22 protein-coding genes are annotated in these 23,316 nt (G+C 46.5%); 13 read left to right on the plus strand and 9 right to left on the minus strand.

From position 1 onward, the window contains the following. The first annotated feature begins 27 nt into the window (after positions 1–27). Positions 28–744, plus strand: coding sequence for a pyridoxine 5'-phosphate synthase (locus VL525_RS08925; protein ID WP_325385556.1), 717 nt, complete (start codon positions 28–30; stop codon positions 742–744). On the opposite strand, the gene VL525_RS08930 is transcribed toward VL525_RS08925, so the two are convergent. Beyond that, positions 741–2,423 carry a gliding motility-associated C-terminal domain-containing protein gene (locus tag VL525_RS08930; RefSeq protein ID WP_325385558.1) on the minus strand — a complete coding sequence of 561 codons (1,683 nt, stop codon included), beginning with the start codon at positions 2,421–2,423 and terminating at the stop codon, positions 741–743. The genes VL525_RS08925 and VL525_RS08930 overlap by 4 nt on opposite strands. Before the next feature lie 91 nt (positions 2,424–2,514). Then, positions 2,515–5,910: a gliding motility-associated C-terminal domain-containing protein gene (locus VL525_RS08935; protein ID WP_325385560.1), complete on the minus strand. Its 3,396-nt coding sequence runs from the start codon at positions 5,908–5,910 to the stop codon at positions 2,515–2,517. Between the two features lie 249 nt (positions 5,911–6,159). Here VL525_RS08935 and gcvP point away from each other — a divergent pair, with 249 nt between their 5' ends. Together gcvP and VL525_RS08945 are read left to right on the plus strand one after the other, a co-directional pair. After that, on the plus strand, positions 6,160–9,069 hold the full coding sequence (gcvP, locus tag VL525_RS08940) for an aminomethyl-transferring glycine dehydrogenase (RefSeq protein WP_325385562.1): 2,910 nt from the start codon (positions 6,160–6,162) through the stop codon (positions 9,067–9,069). Positions 9,070–9,369: 300 nt separating this feature from the next. After that, positions 9,370–9,789: a response regulator gene (locus tag VL525_RS08945; RefSeq protein WP_325385564.1), complete on the plus strand. Its 420-nt coding sequence runs from the start codon at positions 9,370–9,372 to the stop codon at positions 9,787–9,789. Positions 9,790–9,860: 71 nt separating this feature from the next. Here VL525_RS08945 and VL525_RS08950 read toward each other — a convergent pair whose 3' ends face one another. Continuing rightward, positions 9,861–10,634 (minus strand): MBL fold metallo-hydrolase, encoded by a 774-nt coding sequence (locus VL525_RS08950; protein ID WP_325385565.1) that lies wholly within the window; start codon positions 10,632–10,634, stop codon positions 9,861–9,863. Positions 10,635–10,764: 130 nt separating this feature from the next. Here VL525_RS08950 and recJ point away from each other — a divergent pair, with 130 nt between their 5' ends. The 3 genes from recJ to VL525_RS08965 all read left to right on the plus strand — a co-directional run bounded on the left by recJ (position 10,765) and on the right by VL525_RS08965 (position 14,994). After that, positions 10,765–12,468 carry a single-stranded-DNA-specific exonuclease RecJ gene (gene recJ, locus VL525_RS08955; RefSeq protein ID WP_325385752.1) on the plus strand — a complete coding sequence of 568 codons (1,704 nt, stop codon included), beginning with the start codon at positions 10,765–10,767 and terminating at the stop codon, positions 12,466–12,468. 107 nt (positions 12,469–12,575) lie between these two features. Further along, positions 12,576–13,313 carry an LPS export ABC transporter ATP-binding protein gene (lptB, locus tag VL525_RS08960; RefSeq protein WP_325385566.1) on the plus strand — a complete coding sequence of 246 codons (738 nt, stop codon included), beginning with the start codon at positions 12,576–12,578 and terminating at the stop codon, positions 13,311–13,313. 160 nt (positions 13,314–13,473) lie between these two features. Continuing rightward, on the plus strand, positions 13,474–14,994 hold the full coding sequence (locus VL525_RS08965) for a GH3 auxin-responsive promoter family protein (protein WP_325385568.1): 1,521 nt from the start codon (positions 13,474–13,476) through the stop codon (positions 14,992–14,994). Between the two features lie 14 nt (positions 14,995–15,008). Here the strand turns inward: VL525_RS08965 and VL525_RS08970 are convergent, their stop codons facing one another. The 3 genes from VL525_RS08970 to VL525_RS08980 form a co-directional block, all read right to left on the minus strand. Then, positions 15,009–15,470: a GNAT family N-acetyltransferase gene (locus VL525_RS08970; RefSeq protein WP_325385570.1), complete on the minus strand. Its 462-nt coding sequence runs from the start codon at positions 15,468–15,470 to the stop codon at positions 15,009–15,011. Positions 15,471–15,507: 37 nt separating this feature from the next. Beyond that, positions 15,508–15,972, minus strand: coding sequence for a GNAT family N-acetyltransferase (locus VL525_RS08975; RefSeq protein ID WP_325385572.1), 465 nt, complete (start codon positions 15,970–15,972; stop codon positions 15,508–15,510). A 79-nt stretch (positions 15,973–16,051) separates the two neighbouring features. After that, entirely contained in the window at positions 16,052–16,393 is a 342-nt protein-coding gene (locus tag VL525_RS08980) for a hypothetical protein (protein ID WP_325385574.1), read from the minus strand. A 209-nt stretch (positions 16,394–16,602) separates the two neighbouring features. Here VL525_RS08980 and VL525_RS08985 point away from each other — a divergent pair, with 209 nt between their 5' ends. Genes VL525_RS08985 through VL525_RS08995 form a run of 3 tightly spaced genes read left to right on the plus strand, consistent with a single transcriptional unit; the run spans position 16,603 to position 17,782 of the window. Further along, a complete protein-coding gene (locus VL525_RS08985; protein ID WP_325385576.1) occupies positions 16,603–16,989 on the plus strand; it encodes a hypothetical protein in 387 nt (128 codons plus the stop codon). A 3-nt stretch (positions 16,990–16,992) separates the two neighbouring features. Further along, the gene (locus tag VL525_RS08990) at positions 16,993–17,382 is read left to right on the plus strand and encodes a hypothetical protein (RefSeq protein ID WP_325385578.1); all 390 of its coding nucleotides are present in this window, start codon (positions 16,993–16,995) and stop codon (positions 17,380–17,382) included. Position 17,383: 1 nt separating this feature from the next. Then, entirely contained in the window at positions 17,384–17,782 is a 399-nt protein-coding gene (locus VL525_RS08995; RefSeq protein ID WP_325385580.1) for a hypothetical protein, read from the plus strand. Here the strand turns inward: VL525_RS08995 and folP are convergent. After that, a complete protein-coding gene (gene folP, locus VL525_RS09000) occupies positions 17,779–18,633 on the minus strand; it encodes a dihydropteroate synthase (protein WP_325385581.1) in 855 nt (284 codons plus the stop codon). The two genes, VL525_RS08995 and folP, sit on opposite strands and share 4 nt — an antisense overlap. Before the next feature lie 182 nt (positions 18,634–18,815). On the opposite strand from folP, the gene VL525_RS09005 reads away from it, so the two are divergent. From VL525_RS09005 to VL525_RS09020, 4 genes are read left to right on the plus strand one after another with little or no spacing between them, the layout of a single operon-like run. Continuing rightward, positions 18,816–19,298: a DUF1599 domain-containing protein gene (locus tag VL525_RS09005; protein WP_325385583.1), complete on the plus strand. Its 483-nt coding sequence runs from the start codon at positions 18,816–18,818 to the stop codon at positions 19,296–19,298. Beyond that, positions 19,295–20,443, plus strand: a complete 1,149-nt coding sequence (locus VL525_RS09010; RefSeq protein WP_325385584.1) for a BT_3928 family protein — start codon at positions 19,295–19,297, stop codon at positions 20,441–20,443. The genes VL525_RS09005 and VL525_RS09010 overlap by 4 nt, the downstream gene beginning before the upstream one ends. Positions 20,444–20,447: 4 nt before the next feature. Continuing rightward, a complete protein-coding gene (locus VL525_RS09015; protein ID WP_325385586.1) occupies positions 20,448–21,506 on the plus strand; it encodes an ABC transporter permease in 1,059 nt (352 codons plus the stop codon). Positions 21,507–21,515: 9 nt separating this feature from the next. Continuing rightward, the gene (locus VL525_RS09020; protein ID WP_325385588.1) at positions 21,516–22,019 is read left to right on the plus strand and encodes a shikimate kinase; all 504 of its coding nucleotides are present in this window, start codon (positions 21,516–21,518) and stop codon (positions 22,017–22,019) included. Between the two features lie 135 nt (positions 22,020–22,154). Here the strand turns inward: VL525_RS09020 and VL525_RS09025 are convergent, their stop codons facing one another. After that, positions 22,155–22,670 carry a phosphoribosyltransferase family protein gene (locus tag VL525_RS09025; protein ID WP_325385590.1) on the minus strand — a complete coding sequence of 172 codons (516 nt, stop codon included), beginning with the start codon at positions 22,668–22,670 and terminating at the stop codon, positions 22,155–22,157. Between the two features lie 174 nt (positions 22,671–22,844). Next, a complete protein-coding gene (locus VL525_RS09030) occupies positions 22,845–23,243 on the minus strand; it encodes a hypothetical protein (protein WP_325385754.1) in 399 nt (132 codons plus the stop codon). Between the last annotated feature and the right edge of the window lie 73 nt (positions 23,244–23,316).

Below are 23,316 nucleotides of genomic sequence, written 5' to 3' on the forward strand. Positions count from 1 at the left end.
ATATTTACCGCATAAAAACAGCCCGCCATGACCCGTTTGTCTGTCAATATTAACAAAATTGCCACCCTGCGCAATTCGCGCGGGGGCAACAATCCCGACCTTGTGCAAGTCGCCAAAGATTGCGAATGCTTTGGTGCACAGGGTATTACCGTGCACCCGCGACCCGATGAAAGGCACATCCGTTACCAGGATGTATTCGATTTAAAGAAAATTGTAACTACCGAGTTTAACATCGAGGGCAACTGCCAGGAACAAAAATTTATTGACCTGGTGCTGGCCAATAAACCTGAACAGGTCACCCTGGTACCTGACGCTTTAGGGCAGATCACCTCTAACCATGGATGGGATACGATCAAAAACCAGCAATACCTGAAAGATATGATCAGGGTGTTTAAGGATGCCGGCATACGGGTGTCGATCTTTGTCGATCCGGTTGTGGAAATGGTGGAAGCAGCAGCAACTACCGGAACCGACCGTATTGAATTGTACACCGAAGGTTATGCCAGCCATTACCACCAGGGCAGGGAGTTGGCTATTGCGCCGTATATTGAGGCTGCCGAAGCGGCCCAAAAGGTTGGACTTGGCATCAACGCAGGGCACGACCTTGATTTGCACAACCTGCAATATTTCGCCCAAAATATACCCGGATTGATCGAGGTAAGTATCGGCCACGCATTGATCTCCGATGCTTTGTATTATGGGCTTGAAAACACCATTCAAATGTACCTGCGGCAATTAGCTTAGCGGATAATGGTAATGCTGCCTGATATTTTACCGTAGCAGATGGGCTGCTTTACATCAAGAATATAATAATAGGCCCCTGCAGGCAATGGCGCGCCGTTATGTGTGCCATCGAAAGGAACAGGGTAGTCGATGGAGTGATAGATCAATTTACCATAGCGGGTAAATATTTTCAGGTCGGCGCCGGGGAACTTATCGATGCCTTCCAGCTTCCAGGTGTCGTTTATGCCATCGCCATTGGGTGTAAATGCATTGGGTATTTTGATGGAAACTACAACGGTTTCGGTAACTTTCGTACGATCGCTTTCGCAATCTTTACTTACGCGCGTAACATAGTAATCAGTAGTTTGATCAACTTGCTTGTAAAAAACACCTGTTTTGCTTGAATCAATAGGTGTGGTAGAGGTTGGGGAATCGTACAGGCGAAATAGTTTTGAGGTGTCGACATTGGTTACCGTAATATTGATCAGGCTGGGGAGGCATGAGGTTGTTCCTTCGGCTATTGGAGGTACGAGGGTTGGGGATACATTAATAACGGTAAACGTAGCATAAGCCTGGCATTCAGGGCTCACCTTGAGATGAAGTTTATAAGTGCCGGCGCCGACGTGAGCCAATACCTTGTTCCTGCTTACAACGGCGCCTGTCTCAACCTCTGTCCAGGTGTATTCATCCGACCTTGACGGCTTATACCCGGTGATAACAGGACTAATAACGCCAAGGTGCTGGTTGCATCTGTCGTTAATAACATTGCTTTGAGTTTCAGAGATTTCGAGTGCCCCGCTTGTTAATACAAACGAACCGATCAAAAAACTACAATTATTATCATCCTCGATGAATAGGTTATAAACGCCCCCAATTAACGCGCTCAATACCAAAACCGGATTTGGATTGTCGCCAAGTACTACGCCATCAGAAAGGTGGGTACCTGCGCTATTGGCAAAATAGAATCTCAGCTTGGGTTGGCCGGGCTGCACATTTAAACTAACGGTAAGGCTGCCATTATCTGACATGCACAAAGGATCAACTGTGGTATAGTCGAAAACCGTAGGTAGCTGAACCAGTGAGTTAACTGTGTAAGCTTTGCTGATAGATTCGCAAGTACTGTTATAGGCATGCAACTGATAAGTTCCGGGCGGGATACTCGTCAGGGCCGGGGATGTGGATGACGAAGCCGCTATAGTGTTGGTCGCGGTATTATACCAATCATAATTTGTCGCGCCGGTTACGAATATCCCTGTTACGGAGCCATTTTGCCCGCAACTGGCGGCTTTTATAGATACACCGCTTTCATCAATGGATACCAGGTTATTATTCGAAACGACAATATCTTTGGACACTGTGTTAGTAACACAGCCGCTATTATCAGTAATTGTAAGCGAATACAAGCCTGCGGGAATATTTTTCAGGTCGAGGGTATGACCAACTATGGTTTTGGCGGAGTTATACCAGGTGTAGTTGATTTTAGTACCTGTTGAAATTACTTTTATCCCGGTTATTGAGCCGTTTGCTTCCTGGCAATCGGCATTTTTGACAACCATCGTGGCATAGTCAAAACTCGGGCAGTCAAAAAATTTGATTATTTTCTTGTCAACGGGATGCGAAACATGAATATCAAACCCGGTAAGTGCTGATATAAAGACAATAGAGGCAATAAAAGCAGATATGGTTTTGGGAATCCTCATACTTACACTCACTAAATATAATTATTTAAAATGCAGATTTTTGAACGGAACTACCTGATTAAGATAAAATACATCTTATTCGCAGGTAACCCTAACGAATAATGGCCAGGCTGCCCGATAGTAAGTTACAGTTGCTGTTCAAATTAATAATATAATAATAGGTGCCAACCGGCAAAACCTTACCGTTGTGAGTGCCATCAAAAGGATGCTCATAGCCTCTTGATTCAAATACCTTTTGACCATAGCGGGTAAATATTTGTACCGTTGCATTCGGGTAGTTCTCTATCCCACTGATATTCCAGTTGTCATTTATGCCATCGCCATTGGGTGTAAAAGCGGTGGCGATATTAAGCGCTGTGATGCCAACGGTTACCTCTACGGCTACGCGCTGACTTTCACAATTACCCACCGACGCGCTGATAAAGAGTATGGTATTTTTTGCAACATTTATATTGAATTTACCATTGACTGACCGTGCTAAGGGAACGGCACCGTTGTCGGCATCATAAAGATTATAGCTGTCACTGGCAACCGGATGGTTAACCACCAGCAACACTTCGCCGGGAGAGCAAACCTGTATATTATCGGCTGAAGGCGTTTGTACAATGGTTTGCTGATCGTGTATTTCGAAATTTTCAGAAATGATGTTGCATAGTGATGCATCGGTGACGGTAAGGGTATAGTTGCCCGCCGCTAAGCCGGAGGCGTCGCCCGAAGTCGAGATTGCCTGACCGGCCTGGTTGGTCCAGGTATAATTGTATGGTGTCAAACCCCCATTTATCCGGATGTTTTTGATGCTGCCTGTGCTGGTCGAACACTGGTCATCGCTAATCTGTGCTGATCCCTGGATAAATTGCAGGGGAGTAATTTGGTTTACTGTATAGGTTTTATACAAGCTTTCGCAATTGTTCTGGTCCGTCAGGTATAACTGGTAAGTGCCGGGTGGAATATTATTAAGCTGTGGTAATGAGCCAATGGTTTGTCCGCTGCCGTTTACCCACCGTTCCGACTTTACCAGGGCATCGGTAGTGACATTTATCGCGCCTCCGTTATTCCCCGGGCAGATATTAGAGACAGACACATTATAGTCGGGATAATTTGTTTTATCCTGCTGATCGATATGGTACATATCACTGGTGATGTGATGGCCGCAATCGTCGGAAACGGTCAATTGATAGTCTCCACCGCCTACACCGGTTAGGTCAACTTTATCGCCCACGGTTTCACCCTTTGCATTGGTCCATTTATAATGGCTGGCGCCGGTGACGGAAAAGCCCGTGATCGAACCGTTGGCTTCGCCACACGTAGCTGCCGTTATTTTTTCACTACCGGGTGATGTTTCAACACCAACAATATCTTCTATTACAAATTGATGTATTATAGGGTCGCATTGCGAATCGTCACTAACATGTAGTGTGTAGGTGCCCGCCGGCTGATCGGTTAAGTCAAGCGTAGTAGCTACCTCCTGCTGTTGTTCATTTGTCCAGCTAAATTTTAAAGTGCCTGTTCCTGTCACTTTCAATCCTTTTACAAACCCGCTGTGCGTATCACAGCCTGAAAACTGGAGTTTATAATTCGATAAATCGAGAGCGGGGGCAGAAACCCCCTTTAGTTCCACAGGCCCGTAGGTTTTTGAGCATCCATCGGTTGTTGTGACGGTAAAATTGTAGCTGCCAGGTGCAAGGTTTGATACATCGGTGGTAGTGCCCACAACAGTCCCGCCGGCATCGGTCCATTTGAGCGTGCCGATCTCTGATAATGGGTCATATACAAAAATACCTTTGATCGCGCCGTTATTAGTACCACAACCAATATTTGTTTTTGTTAAGCCGGCATCATATATCTGCACCCTATAGTCGTCAATTTCAAACCATTGACTGGTGATACAGCCGCCCGCCAGTACCAGATGATATTTGCCTGTTTTAGTTGTAGTGAGATCGAGTGTGTTTGCGACTACGTTGCCGTTTTCGTCCGTCCAGTAATAACTTACACCTGTCGGGATCTTAAGGCCGGTGATGGTGGCGGCATTGGTGCACCTCAGGTTTTGTATGTTCACATTAGCACTGTTAACCTCGAAAGTTTTGAAAGTGGAGGTCTGGTTGTTAACGGTAGCTGAGGCATAGAATATGCCATTAAGATTAAATATGGATGTTTGCCAGTTGCCGGCATTGTCGGCTGTTACAGTTTTTAAATAACTCCGAATGCTGCACTGTGACCTGCAAGACTCGGAAGAGTAAATATCAACAAGGGCATTCGGAGTTGCAGTACCAGTAACTGTAGTATTGCCGCCAGCGGTGTTTATACCGGCGATCACAAGTGCGGGAAGTGTATAGCTGTTTGGCGGGATATTGTTTACATAAGCTGCAGTTGAAACACACTTAAAGTCGTTGTACCTTATAAAAATATTGGGGCACGCAACCGCCACTATACCCGCGTCGATATTATTGAATAGATTTCTTTTTGTCGGATCGTTTGTTCCGATGTTGAACTGTGCGTTACTGTTTTGGATGTTTAAGGGGTCTGCATATAAAACGGGCGAATTAGGCGCGTAAGTGATGTCTGTTGTACCATCCCTCGCAACGTTGAAATAGTTATTGGTAACGTTTACTGTGCCGTTTATGGACTGAAAGCTGAACGAAGCCGCTGTGCCGGATAATAAGTTGTCGCTTATATCAATATTCGCGGACGCCTGCAAAGGGCCCTCTTGGTTGAAACTTACATTATTATCAAACACCGTCGACACGGTGATAAGCGGGCCATACCATTCTCCTAATACAAATAACGTCGTATGCCCATCCTGAAAAACAACAAAATTGTTTGACTTGATCGAAAGTACATTATTGTTTGTTTGCTGGTAAAAGGGTATAAAAACACCAACAAAAATGGTATTGCCTTCGTTAGAGTTACCGCCCAATGAGATATGGTTACATTTATAAAGATTTATGGGCGCAGAGACTTCATTAATGCCGTCACTATCGTAGCCATTACCCATTACGTTCTGATCGTTCAAGCCAATTACATTGTGTTGTATGATAATATTGTCCGTGTTTTCAAGGTCAATAGTGTAATTTCTGAAACCGCGTATCAGGTTTCCCTTGCCCGTTGCACCGATGGTAATATTTGTGCCGCCTGTAATACTAATGCCGGTACGGGGTTTGAGATCGGGATATGATATTATTATGTCGTAATAGTCATACAGGTACAGGCCATATATTTCGACGTGATCGAGGTTCTCACCATTAAAAATGGTCATTGGTATATACCTGATAGGATAGGCAGAATAGGCGTCAGGAGTAGCAATTTTAACCCGCGCATCACTTTGCCCGAAAAGGGCACCTGCCTGGCTTGTGCCGTCTATTATGAGGTTTGAGCTAAGGTCGGGCAGCTGGCTAAGCAGCACTATCGTTCTTCCTGTAGCGCTCTGGTCTGCCAAATTAAAATTGATATAATCGGTCGTCGCGCTGCCGTTTGCGGCAGCAAGCGTCAAAGCTTCGCGTAAAGTTCCTGGCCCAGCATCCGTATTGCTGGTTACAACAAATACGGTTGAAAAGGCTTTAGTACAGCTTAATATAAAGAATATTAGAAGTGGTAATCGATTGCACAACATGGTCCAGGTTCCCGCCGATCAAAATACAATTTTTTTGTTGTAAAACCATTGTCACTATGAGGTTATGGGATTGTTACTGAATGCCGAAAATTGTACCTTTGCCGCATAATTAACCGGGACACAAAATTCATGAAGCTGAACACGGAATATCAGGAGAAATTTCAGAACAGGCATATTGCGCCAAACGAAGCGGATACAGCCGAAATGTTAAAAATAACAGGAGCAGGTTCACTTGATGAATTGATCGCACAGACGGTACCTGGAAACATCAGGCTTAAAAAACCGCTTAACCTGCCGCCGGCAAAAAGCGAGTTCGATTACCTGAACACGCTGAAGCAAACCGCTTCAAAAAATAAAGTATTCAAATCCTATATAGGGCAGGGTTATTACGATGTGATTGTACCGGGCGTTATCCAACGCAATATCCTGGAGAACCCGGGGTGGTATACCCAGTATACCCCATACCAGGCCGAGATTGCCCAGGGGCGCTTGCAGGCATTGCTCAACTTCCAGACGATGGTGATAGACCTGACAGGTATGGAAATTGCCAATGCATCATTACTGGATGAAGGCACCGCTGCTGCAGAGGCTATGTTTATGCAATACACGCTGCGCAAAAACCAGCATGCAAAGGTCTTCTTCGTTTCAGAAGAAGTTTACCCGCAAACCATTGATATTTTAAAAACACGGTCCGAGCCTTACGGCATCGAGCTGCAAGTGGGCGACCACCGCACGGCAGAGCTGACCGAGAATATGTTCGGCGCTATAGTACAGTATCCTGCTGGCGGGGGCGAGGTGTATGATTATACTGATTTTGCCGCAAAAGGGCACGACAAAGGTATTAAACTTACGGTTGTTGCCGACCTGATGAGCCTGTTGCTGCTAACCCCTCCGGGTGAATGGGGCGCTGATATTGTAGTAGGTACAAGCCAACGCTTTGGCGTGCCGATGGGTTTCGGCGGGCCACATGCAGCCTTTTTCGCTACTAAGGAAGAATATAAGAGATCGATCCCCGGTCGCATCATTGGTGTAACCATTGATAGCGCCGGCGATTATGCCCTGCGTATGGCGCTGCAAACCCGCGAGCAGCATATCCGCCGCGATAAAGCAACTTCCAATATCTGTACCGCGCAGGCACTTTTAGCTATCATGGCCGGTATGTATGGTGTTTACCATGGTCCGAAAGGATTGAAACTGATCGCTGAACGCATTCACGGGCTGGCGATACTGCTTTCGGAGTCGTTAGCCGAATTGGGATACAAGCAGTTGAACAAAGCCTATTTTGATACCCTGAAATTTGACCTGGGCGATCTGGTCGGCGCCATACACGCCGAAGCTTTGAACAATGAGATGAACTTTCATTACAGCGGCTCGGTTATAACGATCTCGATTGACGAAACAACTTCCCCTGAGGATATCAAAACCATGGTTCGCTTTTTTGCGAAAGTTAAAGGCAAATCGCTGAGCGATGTGAACTTTGACAAGCTGAAGGGTAGCGTTGAAACCGTTATTCCGGCAGCGCAGCAGCGTACATCATCTTACTTAACACATCCGCTTTTCAATACGCATCATTCGGAGCATGAAATGCTGCGTTATATTAAATCATTGGAAACACGCGACCTGTCGCTGTGTCATTCCATGATCGCTTTGGGGTCGTGTACCATGAAGCTGAACGCGACCACCGAAATGGTACCCGTTACCTGGGCCGAGTTCAGTAAAATGCACCCCTTTGCTCCTGCCGACCAGGTAGGCGGCTATATGCAGCTTTTTGATGAGCTGAACAATTGGCTTTCAGAAATTACCGGCTTTGCCGCTATGAGCCTGCAGCCAAATGCCGGCGCCCAGGGCGAATATGCCGGGCTGATGGTGATCCGCGCTTATCATCACGACAGGGGCGATATGCATCGGAATATCGTTTTGATCCCATCTTCGGCACACGGTACCAACCCTGCTTCGGCAGCTATGGCCGGGATGAAGATAGTCGTGGTAAAATGCGACGAGAACGGAAATATCGATGTTGCTGACCTGAAGGAAAAAGCAGAACAGCACAAGCATGATCTTTCCTGCCTGATGGTTACCTATCCATCGACCCACGGCGTGTTCGAGGAAGGTATTATTGAGATTTGTTATATCATACATGAGAACGGCGGCCAGGTTTATATGGACGGCGCCAACATGAACGCACAGGTAGGACTGACCAGCCCCGCTAATATCGGGGCCGACGTTTGTCACCTTAACCTGCATAAAACATTCTGCATCCCGCACGGCGGTGGTGGTCCCGGTATGGGCCCTATCGGCGTGGCCAAACATTTGGTGCCATACCTGCCCGGCCATGCGGTGGTTGATATTGATAAAGGCAAATCCATCCACGCGGTTTCGGCAGCGCCATGGGGTTCGGCTTCTATCCTGATCATTTCACATGCTTATATCGCCATGATGGGTGCCGAAGGCTTAACCGACGCCACAAAATACGCCATACTAAATGCCAATTATATCAAGACTCGGCTCGAGCATCATTACCCGGTGTTATATTCGGGCTCTCATGGCCGTTGCGCACACGAGATGATACTGGACTGCCGCGCATTTAAAGGTTTTGGCATCGAGGTGATAGATATTGCCAAACGCCTGATGGACTATGGTTTCCATGCGCCAACGGTTTCGTTCCCGGTTGCCGGTACGGTGATGGTTGAACCAACGGAGTCGGAGCCGAAACATGAGCTTGACCGTTTCTGCGATGCGATGATCTCCATTCGTCATGAAATTGATGATGTAGAAAAAGGTGCGTCGGATAAGGTAAACAATCCGCTGAAAAATGCGCCGCATACCGTGGCTGTGGTTACAGGCAATCACTGGGAGCATACTTACACCCGTCAAAAGGCAGCCTTCCCGCTTCCTTACGTAGCGGCATACAAATTCTGGCCGGCTGTTGGCCGTGTGAACGACACTTATGGTGACAGGACCCTGGTTTGTTCATGCCCTCCATTGTCAGACTACGAGTTTGAAGAAAGCGAAGTAACTACGCCGGAATTCGGAACGTGAAGATAAGTTCAAAATATTTGTAATTTGAGGCTCCGTCAACGGGGCCTTTTTTATGGGCTTCGAAGAGGAGTATGAGGCATCCGAAGTAAGCCCGCAACGGATGTGCATTTCTCAATAGTTAAAGCGGATCGAGGCAATTTTTTCTGGTGACACGCGCGCACACTCATTTTATACTTAAATATTCACTGAATAATATATAAAATACCTTAACTTGCATAAAGGTTAATGTATTTAAACTTTTTTATAAAGAAGTGTAAACCTGACATAACCTTTTAAAAATTGCTGCCGTATAAAGTGTATATGATGACGAATAGCGGAACAGTAAGTATATTACTTGTAGATGATGATGAGATAAACAACTTTATTTCCATCAAGTTGATTAAGAAGGCGTTATTGAATACAGAGATAATGGCTTGCCTGCATGGTAAGTATGCAATTGACCTGTTGATGGAGATACAGCGCGAGGACCCTTCGAAACTGCCGGACTACATCCTGCTTGATATTAACATGCCGATAATGAACGGCTGGGAATTTTTGGACGAGTATACCAGGCTGAACATCGACCCGCTTGGAAAATGCAAAGTGTACATCATCTCTTCTTCTGTTTTCAGCAACGACATCAATAAAGCACGCTCATACCCAATCGTAAAAGATTTTGTGTCGAAACCGCTTAACGTGGATAAGATAAAAGAACTTTTCGCGGTAGCGAATCACGCTTGAGATGTAAAGGTTGGATATTGCTAAACAACCTTGCAACTTTCAAACCTTTCAACTTTACAACCTGCCCGGGCCTATAGGGCGGGAGTCACACTAAACACCTCACCATCGTATTTAATCTTTCCGACAGGATTTGATTTGGCATGATAAAACAGGCAGGTATATCCTTCTTCAGCCGCTTTTTTCCCATAAACTTCCCGTAATTGCATTGATTTGCGCCCGTCAAAATCATACTTTGCAATAAATTTCCGTATCAATTGCTCCGGCTCAGGCAGCTCGTCGCCTCCAAAAAAACACTTTTCGCCGTTATCATCTATCCAGAATACCTGGTGACACGGCGTATGTCCGCCGGATACTTCATAAGTGATACCGGGCATTAACTCGCCGGCGTTTTCTGTAAAAATAATATCGACCGAATCCTTTAGCGCTTCAAAGATATCCTTATGATAAGATGATGATCTCCCGCCGATAGCCGAGTTCCATTCGCCGCGCTGAATAACATGCTTTGCTTTGGGGAAACTCGGCTCCAACTTGCCGTTCCGTTCAACAACCAAACCGCCCGAATGATCATAATGCAGGTGAGACATCAAGATTAATGTTACCTCGTCCGGGTCGAAACCCGCGTTGCGGATATGCTGGTGGATAATTAATTCGTCACGGGTATCCCTGTAACCCAGGCCGGTATCAAATACGATCAGGTCGTCCGAAGTTTTCACCAGGAAAGGGTTTACATGAATAAAAAGTGAGCCGGGCCTTTCACGGAAGTTATCTACCTGCGGATCGAAGGGTATAAATTTTTTGGAAGCGTCAACAGAGTACGACCCTTCGCCTAATGCAAAAATCTCCATAGTTTATCAATGTGCAAATATGCAAATATGCAGATAGAAGTTGATGTGGTCATTTGCACATCTTCGCATCCGCATATCTGCACATCATTCAGCACATTTATCTATCTTTACTGTTTTAAGCGACAAAGATATGAATAAACGGTGGGCGATAAGGGAGAGGCCGGGTAATGACGATGTAATAAAACTGGCTTCGGAACTTGGCATCGATACTGTTTTAAGCACCTTATTGCTCCAACGTGGCATCAAAACTTATGACGATGCCCGCTATTTTTTCCGCCCGGATCTAAGGTACCTGCACGACCCCTTCCTGATGCAGGATATGGAAAAAGCTGTTGAACGTATTGAAACCGCCATTGCCTCGGGTGAGAAAATACTCATCTACGGCGATTATGATGTGGATGGGACTACGGCGGTGTCGCTGGTTTACAGCTTTTTCAAAAAGCTTCACACCAATATCGAATATTATATACCCGACCGATACCGCGAAGGTTACGGGATTTCAACCGAAGGGATTGATTATGCCGCTGCCAATGGTTTCAGCCTGATCATTGCATTGGATTGCGGTATCAAATCAGTGGACAAAATAGCTTATGCCAATACGCTTGGTGTTGATTTTATTATTTGCGACCATCACCTGCCGGGGAACGAACTGCCTGCCGCGGTAGCTGTGCTCGATCCGAAGCGAAGCGATTGCAGTTATCCTTATAAGGAACTTTCCGGCTGCGGTATCGGTTTCAAACTGGTGCAGGCTTATGCCGAAAAGAATGAAATTCCATTTGAAGAAGTAACCTGTTACCTGGACCTGGTTGCGATAAGCATAGCCTGCGATATTGTCCATATTACCGGCGAGAACCGGGTGCTGGCTTATTTCGGTCTGCAAAAAATAAATAATGATCCGTGTATTGGCGTCAGGTCACTGATGGGTATTTCCGGACGTACAGGCAACTACGCCATATCCGATATAGTATTTGCACTCGGTCCCCGTATTAACGCTGCCGGGCGCATTGATGATGCCAAACACGCCGTTGAATTGCTTACCGCCTGCGATGAAGAAACGGCAACCGAGAAAGGGATGCTCATCAACATCAAAAATGCCGAGCGCAAAGGACATGACCAGAACATTACCGACGAAGCATTAAGCATGATAGGCAACGATGAGGTTTTAATAGGCCGCAAATCGACAGTAGTTTTTAACGAGAACTGGCATAAAGGGGTCATCGGAATTGTGGCATCGAGGCTTACGGAAAAATATTATCGTCCTACAGTCGTTCTAACCCGGTCGAACGGTCATGTGGCGGGTTCGGCAAGGTCGGTATTCGGGTACGACCTGTATGAGGCGCTTTACGAATGCAAAGACCTGCTGATACAATTCGGGGGACATAAATATGCGGCCGGCCTAACACTGCACCCGGAAAACATACAGGCTTTTGCCGATAAATTTGAAGAGGTAGTTTGTGCCACCATTACCGAGGAGCAACTGGTACAGGAAATAAAAATTGATGCCGAATTGGAACTTAAACAGATCGGGTCAAAGTTTTTCAGGATACTGAACCAGTTCGGTCCGTTTGGCCCGGAGAATATGGCGCCGGTATTCATCAGCAAAAGCGTAAAAGTTAACGGATATGCGGGACTGGCGGGCGAGCAGCATCTCAAAATGTCGGTGATGCAGGAAGGTTCGCCAACGTTTGATTGTATTGGCTTCGGTCTCGGCAATCACCTGGTGGATGTAGGTGAGAAAAAACCGTTCGATATTTGCTATACCATAGAAGAAAACATCTGGCGCGACAGGCGTTCGATACAGTTGAATGTGAAAGGGATAAGGTTTTGTGATTAGTTAACTGGTGATCAGTGATCAGGAAACCTGAAAGACAAATTATACTTGACGTATATTTATCAGAATAATCCCTGGAATCCGTTTAATCCAGGTTCAGACAATAAAAGATGATTTTAAAGGCAGACGATTTAGTTAAAAAATATAAGCAACGTGCTGTGGTGAACCACGTATCGTTCGAGGTTTCGCAGGGCGAGATCGTAGGGTTACTGGGGCCCAACGGTGCGGGGAAAACTACCTCCTTCTACATGATAGTAGGTTTGATCAAACCAAACGAAGGCACCATTTACCTGGATGACGAGAATATAACCACCGACCCGATGTATCGCCGCGCGCAAAAAGGGATAGGTTACCTGGCGCAGGAAGCATCGGTTTTCCGCAAGCTTTCGGTAGAGGACAATATTAAAGCCGTGTTGGAAATGGGTACCATGCCCAAAGAGCACCAGCGTGATAAACTGGAGCAATTGATAGACGAATTTAGCCTGCATAAAGTACGCAAGAACCGCGGCGACCTGCTTTCGGGCGGGGAACGCCGCCGTACCGAGATTGCGCGCGCATTGGCCGCCGAGCCAAATTTTATCCTGCTGGATGAGCCTTTTGCCGGTGTAGACCCGATAGCGGTGGAAGAGATACAAACCATGGTGGCCAAGCTAAAGCACCGCAACATAGGCATACTGATAACCGACCACAATGTACAGGAAACCCTGTCGATAACCGACCGGGCATACCTGCTTTTTGAGGGAAAAATATTAGAATCGGGCGTGCCCGAGGTTTTGGCAGAGAATGAAATGGTAAGAAAAGTGTATCTTGGTTCAAACTTTGTGCTGAAACGGAAGACATTTGTTTAGGCTTCGCCGTCATTTGCTTCGCGTCATTAGTCATTTTGGCTTCGCCGGCATTGAATTATTAAATGCCTGATGACCAATGCCTAATGACTATTGACCCAATGCCAGCGAAGCGGAATAACCAATGCCTAATGACCGTTGACCAATGACTATCGCCTAAATTATGCCAATTATTAACTCTGTATTTACCTGGTTCATCAAAAAGCGTATCCACCAGATAGAGCTTTTTAAGAAATATCCCAATGAAGTGCAGGAGGAATGGTTCGAGCAATTGATATCAGAAGCGGAAGGGACCGAATGGGGAAAGAAGTATCATTACAAGGATATTACCAGCCTTAAAAATTTTAAGGAGCAGGTACCTATTCAAAATTACGATACGCTTAAACCCTACATCGAAAGGATGCTGAAGGGTGAACAAAATGTGCTTTGGCCCACGGAGATCAGGTGGTTCGCCAAATCGTCGGGTACCACCAGCGATCGCAGCAAATTTATCCCGGTGAGCGAGGAGTCGCTGGAAGAGTGCCATTTTAAGGGTGGCAAGGATATGCTGACCCTGTATTTCAACAACCGGCCAAATGCAAGGATATTTACGGGTAAATCGTTAACGCTTGGCGGCAGCCACCAGGTGAACCAATTGTATGCCGATACATTTTTTGGCGATCTTTCGGCGGTGATCATGAAAAACCTGCCGCTTTGGGCCGAATTTTACCGCACACCCCATCTTGATATAGCCCTGCTCGAGAATTTTGAGGAGAAGATAGAAAAGATGGCCCACGCCACCAAAGATGTGAACGTGACCAGCCTGAGCGGCGTGCCTACCTGGAATATATTATTATTTAAACGCATACTCGAAATAACGGGCAAAAGCAACCTGCTTGAAGTATGGCCGAACCTGGAGCTGTATTTCCACGGAGCGGTGAACTTTACGCCCTATCGCGAACAGTTCAGGCAACTGATACCAGCCGATGACATGTATTACCTGGAAACCTATAATGCCTCTGAGGGATTTTTTGGTTTGCAGGATCAATCCGATTCGGACGATATGCTGCTGATGCTGGATTACGGCATCTTTTACGAGTTTTTACCGCTGGAACACCTGCACGATGAAAATCCTAAAACACTCTCGCTTGATGAAGTGGAGCTGGGAAAGAACTATGCACTCATTATAAGCACCAACGCCGGTTTGTGGCGTTATATGATAGGCGATACCATCCGGTTCTCATCCCTTTCGCCCTACCGGATACAGATAACCGGCCGCACCAAACATTTTATAAACGCCTTTGGCGAGGAGCTGATCATCGACAATGCCGAGCGTGCGCTGGACGAAGCCTGCAGGCAAACCGGCGCCATCATTAAAGAATACACGGCGGCGCCGGTTTACTTTAAAGGCGACGAGTGCGGGGCGCATGAATGGATCATCGAGTTTGAACAGAAACCGGCGGAATTTGACCGTTTTGTCGATCTGCTGGACGAAACCTTGAGACGTATCAACTCTGATTACGATGCCAAACGCTTTAAGGATATGGCCCTGCGGCGCCCCATTGTGCGCCAGGCAGCAGAGGGCACTTTCTTTAACTGGATGAAGGAAAAAGGTAAATTGGGCGGGCAGCATAAGGTGCCGCGCTTAGCTAACGACCGGGAGTATATCGATTCGATATTGCTGCTGATGGAGTTGGTGGAGTAGGCTGATGCCAGCGATCACAACTTTTTCCCAAAACAAATACTTGTTTCCATCCCAACATACGGCCCGTAGTTGGGTATGATATCATAACCTTGTTTTTTATAAAAGGCAATGGCTTCCAGTTGTTTGCTTGCAGTTTCCAGGTTAACGGCAGAGTAGCCTTCTTCTTTTGCCCACACTTCCAGTTCGTTCAGGATACCTGAGGCCAGGCCCTGCTTGCGCTCGGACGGCTTAACGAACATTCTTTTTATTTCGGCCGTATTTTTATCGATCTTTTTAAAACATCCGCAACCCGCAGGAATATCGTTTACGTAGGCTATTACAACGGTATCCAGGTTGCTGATCTGGTTAAATTTATCATACACCACCTGCAACTCGCCATACTTTTCGTGCAGCTCGTGGTTTAGCAGTGCTGCCAGGTAGGGGAAATCCGGGTCGTTGGCCTCGGTCCGTTTTATCGTGATCGATTTTGCGGGCATGGTCGCGTTTCAAATGCTGCCCTAAGATAAAGAAGAATTACAATTTTTTCCGCATGCAAATGCTGTTGTCCAAGCCATCGTAAGGGCCATAGTTAATAGTTGTGGCATAGCCCGACCGTTCGTAAAGGTGGATGGCTTCGGGCTGCTTGCGCCCGGTCTCGAGTATGGCGTGGTTGAAGCCCTTTTCCCTGGCCCAAAGTTCAAGTTCGTTGAGTATGCGGGCGGCAATGCCCTGGCCGCGGTACGACGGTTCAACATACATCCGTTTGATCTCGGCGGTGTTGTCGCTGAATTTGCGGAAACAGCCGCAACCTACGGCCTGTTGTTCATTATAAGCAACCACTATGGTATCCAAGTCAGCCACCTGGTTTAATTCGTTGTAGACGGATTGCACACTACCATAACGTTCGCGCAGGTCGTGGTCCATTAAAACCACGAGGTATTGAAAATCGCGGTTAGCGCCGTCGGTTCTGAGCAGCGTAACCAGGCTGTTTTTGTTCATAAGCTAAGCAGACCATTACAACGTGTTCAAACGATGCAATGTTTTCGAGCTTAAAAATAAATAAACGAAATGAATAAAATTAATATACCGTGCTTATTTTATGGGAAGCGGCGCCGGCGTTTACAGTAAAGGATTGTTTTAAAAACGACCTGAAACGGGACCATAAATTGGGGCGCACGGGCATGGTGACCGGGTTATCTGCAGGCGGCTGATCGCCGGTGCTATCACCGGGCGTTTCGGCAAATTCTTCAAAGTTTTCGCGAAGTACCTGTTCGCGTATATCGGGCACACGATTTACGATCTCATCGAGTTCCGTGAGCTCGCTAAGGGTAGCTGTGCCTGCTTTTTGCCTTTTGATGAGGATGTAATACCTGTCCTGCGAAAAGGTACGGCGTTCGAGTGTTTTGCGGAAATAAGACATAGTAAATTGCTTCCGTATTTATCATATCAAATGCAATGCCGATTATATAATATGCTGATTATTAACATTTTAAATCTTAATAATATCTGTACGCTGAACTATTTTGATACAGGCATTGTTCGTTTTCGTACGGGGTTCAGCACAAAAATCCTGTGGTGTTTGTTGCATTGTGTTAAGGGAATGCGTAATGATATAAAAAAGAACCTGTTATGAAAAGACTCCTTATCCTACTTGCAATATCTGTATTCGCAATTACCGCCTGCAAAAAATCATCAGTAAACTCTGTACTTGCAGGCAAATGGGAACTTCGGCACCAAAATGGAGGATGGGGATACGACTCGACCTACGTGGCCGGAAACGGTAATATCTTTGATTTTTATGGAAATAACAGGTTTAAACGGTATGAAAAAGGGGCATTGGCCGAGCAAGGCACCTTTCATATCCAAAAGGCGACCAAAGAGCTGGGCTCTACCGACGTAATTATTTTTAATAATGATGTTTACGGCGAACCTTTAGAGCTAAGCAACGGCACCCTGAGTATAGGCACTTCGGCCGCCGATGGCATTATAAACCACTACCAAAAGATAGCAGATTAAGTCATGAAAAAATATTTAGCCATCGTGGTTATCATCGCAGCATTCAGCGCCTGTAAAAAGAACAATGTGCTTTTGCCGGGTTTGACAGGTAAATGGGAGCTTAGGCATACCTATGGAGGGTTTTTATCTCACGATTCAATCTATGCAGCGGGCAACGGTCACATGTACCAGTTTAACCGGGACAGCACTTACAAAAAGTTTGATACGGGCAGCCAGTCAGCGCAGGGTATATACCATATCCGCCACGATAATAACTACCAGATGAAGGCAGGGTTTAGCATTTTGTTTGACAATGCTACTTCGGGCGAACCAATAGCCATATACGAAGGGGAGCTGACCATAGGAACGTCTGTAGCTGACGGCGTTACGTACGAATATGTCAAGGTAAATTAGCATGAAAAGGTGCATTTTACTTATCGTGATAAGCATAGCCTTGTCAGCCTGCAAAAAAACACATGTGTCCCCCGTCACACCGGGCCTTTTCGGCAAATGGGAAATGCGGCTGAAGATGGGCAGTATTGCCGGGTTCGATTCGACCTTTAAAGCCGGAAACGGCCGGATATTGCAATTGAAGAGCGATAGTACTTACGCACAGTACAGTAAGAACAGGTTAGTTAACCAGGGAACTTTTCATATCAGACCAAGTGACTTTCCGTCGCCAGGCTCAAAGGCAATATCTTTTGATGGCAGTGATTATGCAGATGTTTTCATCCTGAAGGGAGATAGCCTGCAGATAGGTATGGATTTTGATGATGGGATAGAGACCCGTTATGTAAAAATATCGGACAATTAACCGCTAACCGCCCTAAATATCTTTATCGCTTCTACAGCCTCTTTCACATCGTGCACACGCAGGATGCAGGCACCTTTCATCAATGCTATAGTATTTAATGCCGTGGTGGCATTTAACGCATCTTCGGCGGTGCCGCCGGTAACGCTGTAAACCATCCGTTTGCGCGAGACACCAACCAGGACGGGTAATTGCAAAATGGCCAACTCCTGCAGCCGGTTCATCAAAGCATAGCTATGTTCCGGCATTTTGGCAAAGCCGAAGCCGGGGTCGACGATCACATCGTGTACGCCAAGTTGGGTTAGTTGATAGGTTCGCTCCGCAAAATAATCCAGTACTTCTATAAAAATATCGTCATATTTTGCCAGCTGGTTCATGTTTTGCGGCGTGCCTTTCATGTGCATCAGGATGTAGGGTACCTGTAGCCGCGCTACCGTGGCAAACATTTCTGCGTCCAATTGCCCGCCTGAAATATCGTTGATGATATGAGCACCTGCTTTTATGGCTGCCTCGGCCACCTTCGCTCTGAAAGTATCTACAGACAGTATAGCATCCGGATAGATTTTTGCAATTGCCTCAACAACAGGCAATAAGCGGTCTGCTTCCTCCTGCCCCAAAATATCATCCGCCCCCGGGCGCGATGAATACGCGCCTATATCCAATATGTCAGCGCCTTCGTTCAGCATTTTTTCGGCCTGCTGCAAAGCGGAGGAAACATCCATTTTACGGCTGCCGGCATAAAAGGAGTCGGGCGTGATATTGATGATGCCCATCACCTTCGGCACGCTCAGATCGATGAGTTTGCCACCGGCATTGATGGTTCCTTTTTTGCGAAAAAATGTATCTTTAGCCACGGTTTTTAGTTGAAAGGTTGTAATGTCCAAAGGTTGTAAAGTTACTTTACTTTTATAATCCTTTATAGCTATCCGGCTCAACATTACAACTTTCCAACCTTACAACTTTCCAACAAAATAATACATTGAGTAACACAGCAGCAGAATACGACGCGGTAATTAAGAATTGCAAGGGCCTTTTTATGAAAAAGACCCGCGACTACGGCACCGCGTGGCGCATATTGCGTATCGAATCTATCACCGACCAGATATTTATCAAGGCGCAGCGCATCCGTACCCTGGAGGAAAAGAAAATATCCAAAGTTGATGAAGATATCACCGGCGAATATATTGGCATAGTCAATTACTGCGTTATTGCCATGATGCAGCTGGATAGCGGTCCGGATACGCCTACAGAGCTTTCGGTAGAGCATGTAAGCAAGTTGTTCGACGAAAAGGCCAATGAGACGCGCGACCTGATGTTCGCCAAAAATCATGATTATGGCGAAGCCTGGCGCGATATGCGCGTTAGCTCCATGACCGACCTGATATTGATGAAGCTGCTCCGCGTAAAACAGATCGAGGATAATAAGGGCCTCACCCTGGCGTCGGAGGGGGTGAAGGCCAATTACCAGGATATGCTGAACTATGCCGTTTTTGCATTGATAAAACTCGGGGTGAAATGAGAACGAAACTGGTTTGGATCTGCCGTATATTGGTTGGACTGTTGTTCATTTTCTCGGGCCTGATCAAGATCAATGACCCGCTGGGGTTTTCGTACAAATTGCAGGAATATTTCGAGGTGTTCCACATTACTTTCCTGGATAGCCTGGCACTGGTTATAGCGATCGTTTTATGTACATTGGAGATCATACTGGGCTTTGCCCTGCTCATCGGCGTGCGTGCTGTGTCCGTTGCGTGGGGTTTATTGCTGCTGATCATTTTCTTCGGGTTCCTGACTTTCTATTCGGCATATTTCAAAGTGGTGCAAACCTGCGGCTGTTTTGGCGATGCCATACCGCTTACGCCCTGGCAATCGTTCAGTAAAGACATGGCGCTGCTGGCGCTGGTATCGGTGATATTTGTAAACCGCAGGGATATCAAGCCACTCTTTGGCAAGCAAACAGGTGACAGGGCATTGTACGCTTCCATCATCATCGCCCTTGGCATTGGTTTTTATACCTACAGCTTTTTACCGGTTATCGATTTTCTGCCTTATAAGGTCGGCGCTAACATTCCTGACGAGATGAAAACACCGCCGGGGGCGAAGCCTGATGAATACGAGATCACCTATAACCTGAAAAACAGTAAAACGCGTGAAACCAAAACCATGACCGACAAGGAATACATCAAAAGCAATATCTGGAAAGATAATAGCTGGGCGGTTATAGGTAACCCCGAAAGTAAACTGGTTAAGCGCGGCTTCACGCCAAAGATCATCGACCTGAACATTAAGGATGCACAGGGGAACGACTATACGAAGGAACTTTTCGCAAATCCGTTCAATAACTTTGTTATTGTGGCCTACGATCTTAGCAAGACCAACACCGATGCTATGGGACAGTTGAATGCCTTAGCTATCAACATGGCGCAGAATTACAATACCCGTACGGTGCTGCTGACCTCGAACTCGCCGAAGGATGCGGAGGAATTCAGCAAAAAGAATCATTTGATCATGGAGATATTTTATGCGGATGCTGTGCCGCTGAAAACTATGATACGAGCGAATCCAGGCATATTTTTGATGAAGAACGGCACGGTGATCAATAAATGGCATTACCATTCGATACCGAACTACGATAACCTGGTGAAACAGTATTTTCAAAAGTAAAGCGATGATCGGCTACCTGCTCCGGAAAATTGGCTACGGGCTGGCAGTAATGCTGGGGATAGTGGTAGTGGTGTTCTTCCTGTTCAATATCCTGCCGGTGGACCCGGCCAGGATGACACAGGGCCAGCGCGCTGATGTGCAGTCGTTGCAGGCAGTACGTAAGGAATTCGGGTTGGATAAACCTGTTCCGGTGCAGTTTGCGTATTATATCAATGATCTTTCGCCAATCGGCTTTCATGATCGTACACCCGAAGAGCAGCAGCGTTATCATTATGTTACGCTGATACCGGTGTCGAAAGCTAAGGTGATCGCCCTCAAATGGCCGTACCTGCGCCGCTCGTACCAGACACATAAAGAGGTTGCCCCCCTGCTGATGGGCGTGATACCCAACACGCTGATATTGGCTACCACCGCTATGATATTTGCGATCATTATCGGCGTTTTCCTGGGTACGCTGAGCGCGGTGCACAAGGATACCTGGATAGACAGGGCGTCGGTTGCTTTTTCGACCCTGGGAATTTCGGCGCCGTCGTTCTTCGCGGGCATTCTCATCGCCTGGATATTCGGCTTTGTGCTGGCTAAATATACCGGACTTAATATGTCGGGCAGTTTGTATAGCTATGACCCATTCAAAGGGGAAATGATCACCTGGAAAAACCTGGTATTGCCCATGGTTACGCTGGGCTTGCGGCCGCTGGCCATTATCGTGCAGCTTACCCGCAGCGCCATGCTGGATGTGCTGGGGCAGGACTATATCCGCACGGCCCGTGCAAAAGGATTAAGCGAACGGGCCGTTATTTATCGTCATGCTTTAAAGAATGCGCTCAACCCGGTAATAACGGCCATTGCCAACTGGTTTGCCTCATTATTAGCCGGTTCGTTTTTTGTCGAATACGTGTTTGGTTACAACGGATTAGGCAAAACTACGGTAGATGCGCTCGAAATGTCCGACTTTCCGGTAGTAATGGGCTCTATTCTGTTTATTACTTTTATTTTTGTGGTCATTAATATCCTGGTCGACTTCCTATATGTGTGGATAGACCCCAGGGTAAAACTGAGCTGAAATTAAACTATGAAGATATTCCTCACCGGGTTTATGGGCAGCGGCAAAACCACCTTAGGCCGCAAACTGGCTGCCCGTATGAACTATGAATTTATCGACCTGGATCATAAGCTGGAGCAGCAGGTGGAGCTAAGCATAGCCGAATACTTTACGCTTTTTGGTGAAGATTCTTTCCGTAAACTCGAAGCCGAAGTATTGCGCAAAACGCCTTACCCGGAAAATGCGGTCATCTCTACCGGCGGCGGGCTACCGTGTTTTTTTGACAATATGGAATGGATGAAGGCCAACGGCAAAGTGGTATATATTAAACTTTCGCCCAAAACCCTGGCCGACAGGCTGGAAACGGGCAAGGAGGAGCGCCCCTTGTTGCAGGACAAGCACGGAGACGCACTGGTTGAATTTATTGAAAACAAACTCGCCGAACGGGAACCATTTTACGCACAAGCCAACATCATTGCCGATGGATTGAGTTTAACTGCGGAACGGATGGAGCAGATATTGATGGTGGGTTAATAAACTACTGTCATTGCGAGGAGGAACGACGAAGCAATCTCTTAACAAGCATAGGTACGGGGTTGCTTCGTTGCGCCACGCGCCGCCCACCCCCTGCGCCTCGCAATGACATAGTGGTAGAGATATAAGCCTACATTACATCAAATACACTGCATCCTCTTTGCCGGTTTCGCTCAGAATTACTTCTACATGTTCTTTTAGCAACGTGGATAGCGCTATGCCGGCGTAATCGGTAGTAACCGGGAAGCTTTTGTGGTTGCGGTCTATCAGTACTACGGTGCGTAGTTTTTTCAGGGGTACGTCCAGGAACACCCCAAAGCCATAGGCCAGGGTTTTGCCGCTGTTCAGTACATCATCTACCAAAATAACAGCCTTGTTGTGGCAAACCTGTATATCCGTATCAGTGGTAGCCTTCAGGCTGCTGCTTTGCTTGTCCAGCTCGATGGTCATCAGTGTGCTTTTGAACGGGGCTATTTTATCCAAAATACCCTTTATCCTTTCGGCCAGGTAATTGCCGCGCGGCTTGATACCGGCAATCACAATTTCCTGCTCATCAAAATTATCCTCGAGCAATTGGTATGCAATGCGGTCAATCTTCTGGTCTATCTGGTGCTGGTCGAGTAAAAGGAGCTTTTTGTCGGATGATTTCATTTTGTTGGAATGTTATAAGGCCGGAAAGTTGAAGCGTTTGCGTAAGCGCCTGTTCCCAAACCTGATGTAAAGATATAACCAACTTTACAACATTCAAAAGATTGTCAAGTAATAGCCGCCCGTTTGCCTCACCCTAAATCCCTCTCCAAAGGCGAGGGACTTTTCGTTTTTACCTTAATCTTTCTGATAAGGGTAGTACACAAAATTGGCTCCTTCAGGCACAATAACGAACATGCACATATAATCGTCGGGGTTTTTATAGGATTTGATGAAGCGTTCCTTAAGTACATCTTTGATGATACCCTTTTCTACAAATTCTTCCAGCGTGGATGCCTGTATGGTCCATTCCGTGTTCAGGTCGTGCCGGTCCAATATCAGTTCGCCCAGTTTTACTTCATGCTGATGGGCAACAAAAATGGGGTAGCGCGATAACCCTTCCACCATAATTTCCACCGCCACCTCGTGTATCGATTCGCTGTACAGCTTCAGGTCTTTTTCCAAACTTACCAGCGGACTCTCCTTTTTTTCCGCTTCCTGGCCGCTGCCTTCGTTTAATAATTCTTCCGGATCCATTTCTTTGTCTGAACTAAGATTTATAAGATTCAAGGATTATAAGATAAACTATCATTTTCGACTGATCTCTAAT

Source organism: Mucilaginibacter sp. (assembly GCF_035492695.1).
GTDB lineage: Bacteria > Bacteroidota > Bacteroidia > Sphingobacteriales > Sphingobacteriaceae > Mucilaginibacter.

What these genes read in the sequence shown, in the direction of transcription:
- VL525_RS08925 (WP_325385556.1), top strand. Translation starts at nt 28, where the DNA reads ATGACCCGTTTGTCTGTCAATATTAACAAAATTGCCACCCTGCGCAAT.
- VL525_RS08930 (WP_325385558.1), bottom strand. Translation starts at nt 2,423, where the DNA reads ATGAGGATTCCCAAAACCATATCTGCTTTTATTGCCTCTATTGTCTTT.
- gcvP (WP_325385562.1), top strand. Translation starts at nt 6,160, where the DNA reads ATGAAGCTGAACACGGAATATCAGGAGAAATTTCAGAACAGGCATATT.
- VL525_RS08945 (WP_325385564.1), top strand. Translation starts at nt 9,370, where the DNA reads ATGATGACGAATAGCGGAACAGTAAGTATATTACTTGTAGATGATGAT.
- VL525_RS08950 (WP_325385565.1), bottom strand. Translation starts at nt 10,634, where the DNA reads ATGGAGATTTTTGCATTAGGCGAAGGGTCGTACTCTGTTGACGCTTCC.
- recJ (WP_325385752.1), top strand. Translation starts at nt 10,765, where the DNA reads ATGAATAAACGGTGGGCGATAAGGGAGAGGCCGGGTAATGACGATGTA.
- lptB (WP_325385566.1), top strand. Translation starts at nt 12,576, where the DNA reads ATGATTTTAAAGGCAGACGATTTAGTTAAAAAATATAAGCAACGTGCT.
- VL525_RS08965 (WP_325385568.1), top strand. Translation starts at nt 13,474, where the DNA reads ATGCCAATTATTAACTCTGTATTTACCTGGTTCATCAAAAAGCGTATC.
- VL525_RS08970 (WP_325385570.1), bottom strand. Translation starts at nt 15,470, where the DNA reads ATGCCCGCAAAATCGATCACGATAAAACGGACCGAGGCCAACGACCCG.
- VL525_RS08975 (WP_325385572.1), bottom strand. Translation starts at nt 15,972, where the DNA reads ATGAACAAAAACAGCCTGGTTACGCTGCTCAGAACCGACGGCGCTAAC.
- VL525_RS08980 (WP_325385574.1), bottom strand. Translation starts at nt 16,393, where the DNA reads ATGTCTTATTTCCGCAAAACACTCGAACGCCGTACCTTTTCGCAGGAC.
- VL525_RS08985 (WP_325385576.1), top strand. Translation starts at nt 16,603, where the DNA reads ATGAAAAGACTCCTTATCCTACTTGCAATATCTGTATTCGCAATTACC.
- VL525_RS08990 (WP_325385578.1), top strand. Translation starts at nt 16,993, where the DNA reads ATGAAAAAATATTTAGCCATCGTGGTTATCATCGCAGCATTCAGCGCC.
- VL525_RS08995 (WP_325385580.1), top strand. Translation starts at nt 17,384, where the DNA reads ATGAAAAGGTGCATTTTACTTATCGTGATAAGCATAGCCTTGTCAGCC.
- VL525_RS09005 (WP_325385583.1), top strand. Translation starts at nt 18,816, where the DNA reads ATGAAAAAGACCCGCGACTACGGCACCGCGTGGCGCATATTGCGTATC.
- VL525_RS09010 (WP_325385584.1), top strand. Translation starts at nt 19,295, where the DNA reads ATGAGAACGAAACTGGTTTGGATCTGCCGTATATTGGTTGGACTGTTG.
- VL525_RS09015 (WP_325385586.1), top strand. Translation starts at nt 20,448, where the DNA reads ATGATCGGCTACCTGCTCCGGAAAATTGGCTACGGGCTGGCAGTAATG.
- VL525_RS09020 (WP_325385588.1), top strand. Translation starts at nt 21,516, where the DNA reads ATGAAGATATTCCTCACCGGGTTTATGGGCAGCGGCAAAACCACCTTA.
- VL525_RS09025 (WP_325385590.1), bottom strand. Translation starts at nt 22,670, where the DNA reads ATGAAATCATCCGACAAAAAGCTCCTTTTACTCGACCAGCACCAGATA.
- VL525_RS09030 (WP_325385754.1), bottom strand. Translation starts at nt 23,243, where the DNA reads ATGGATCCGGAAGAATTATTAAACGAAGGCAGCGGCCAGGAAGCGGAA.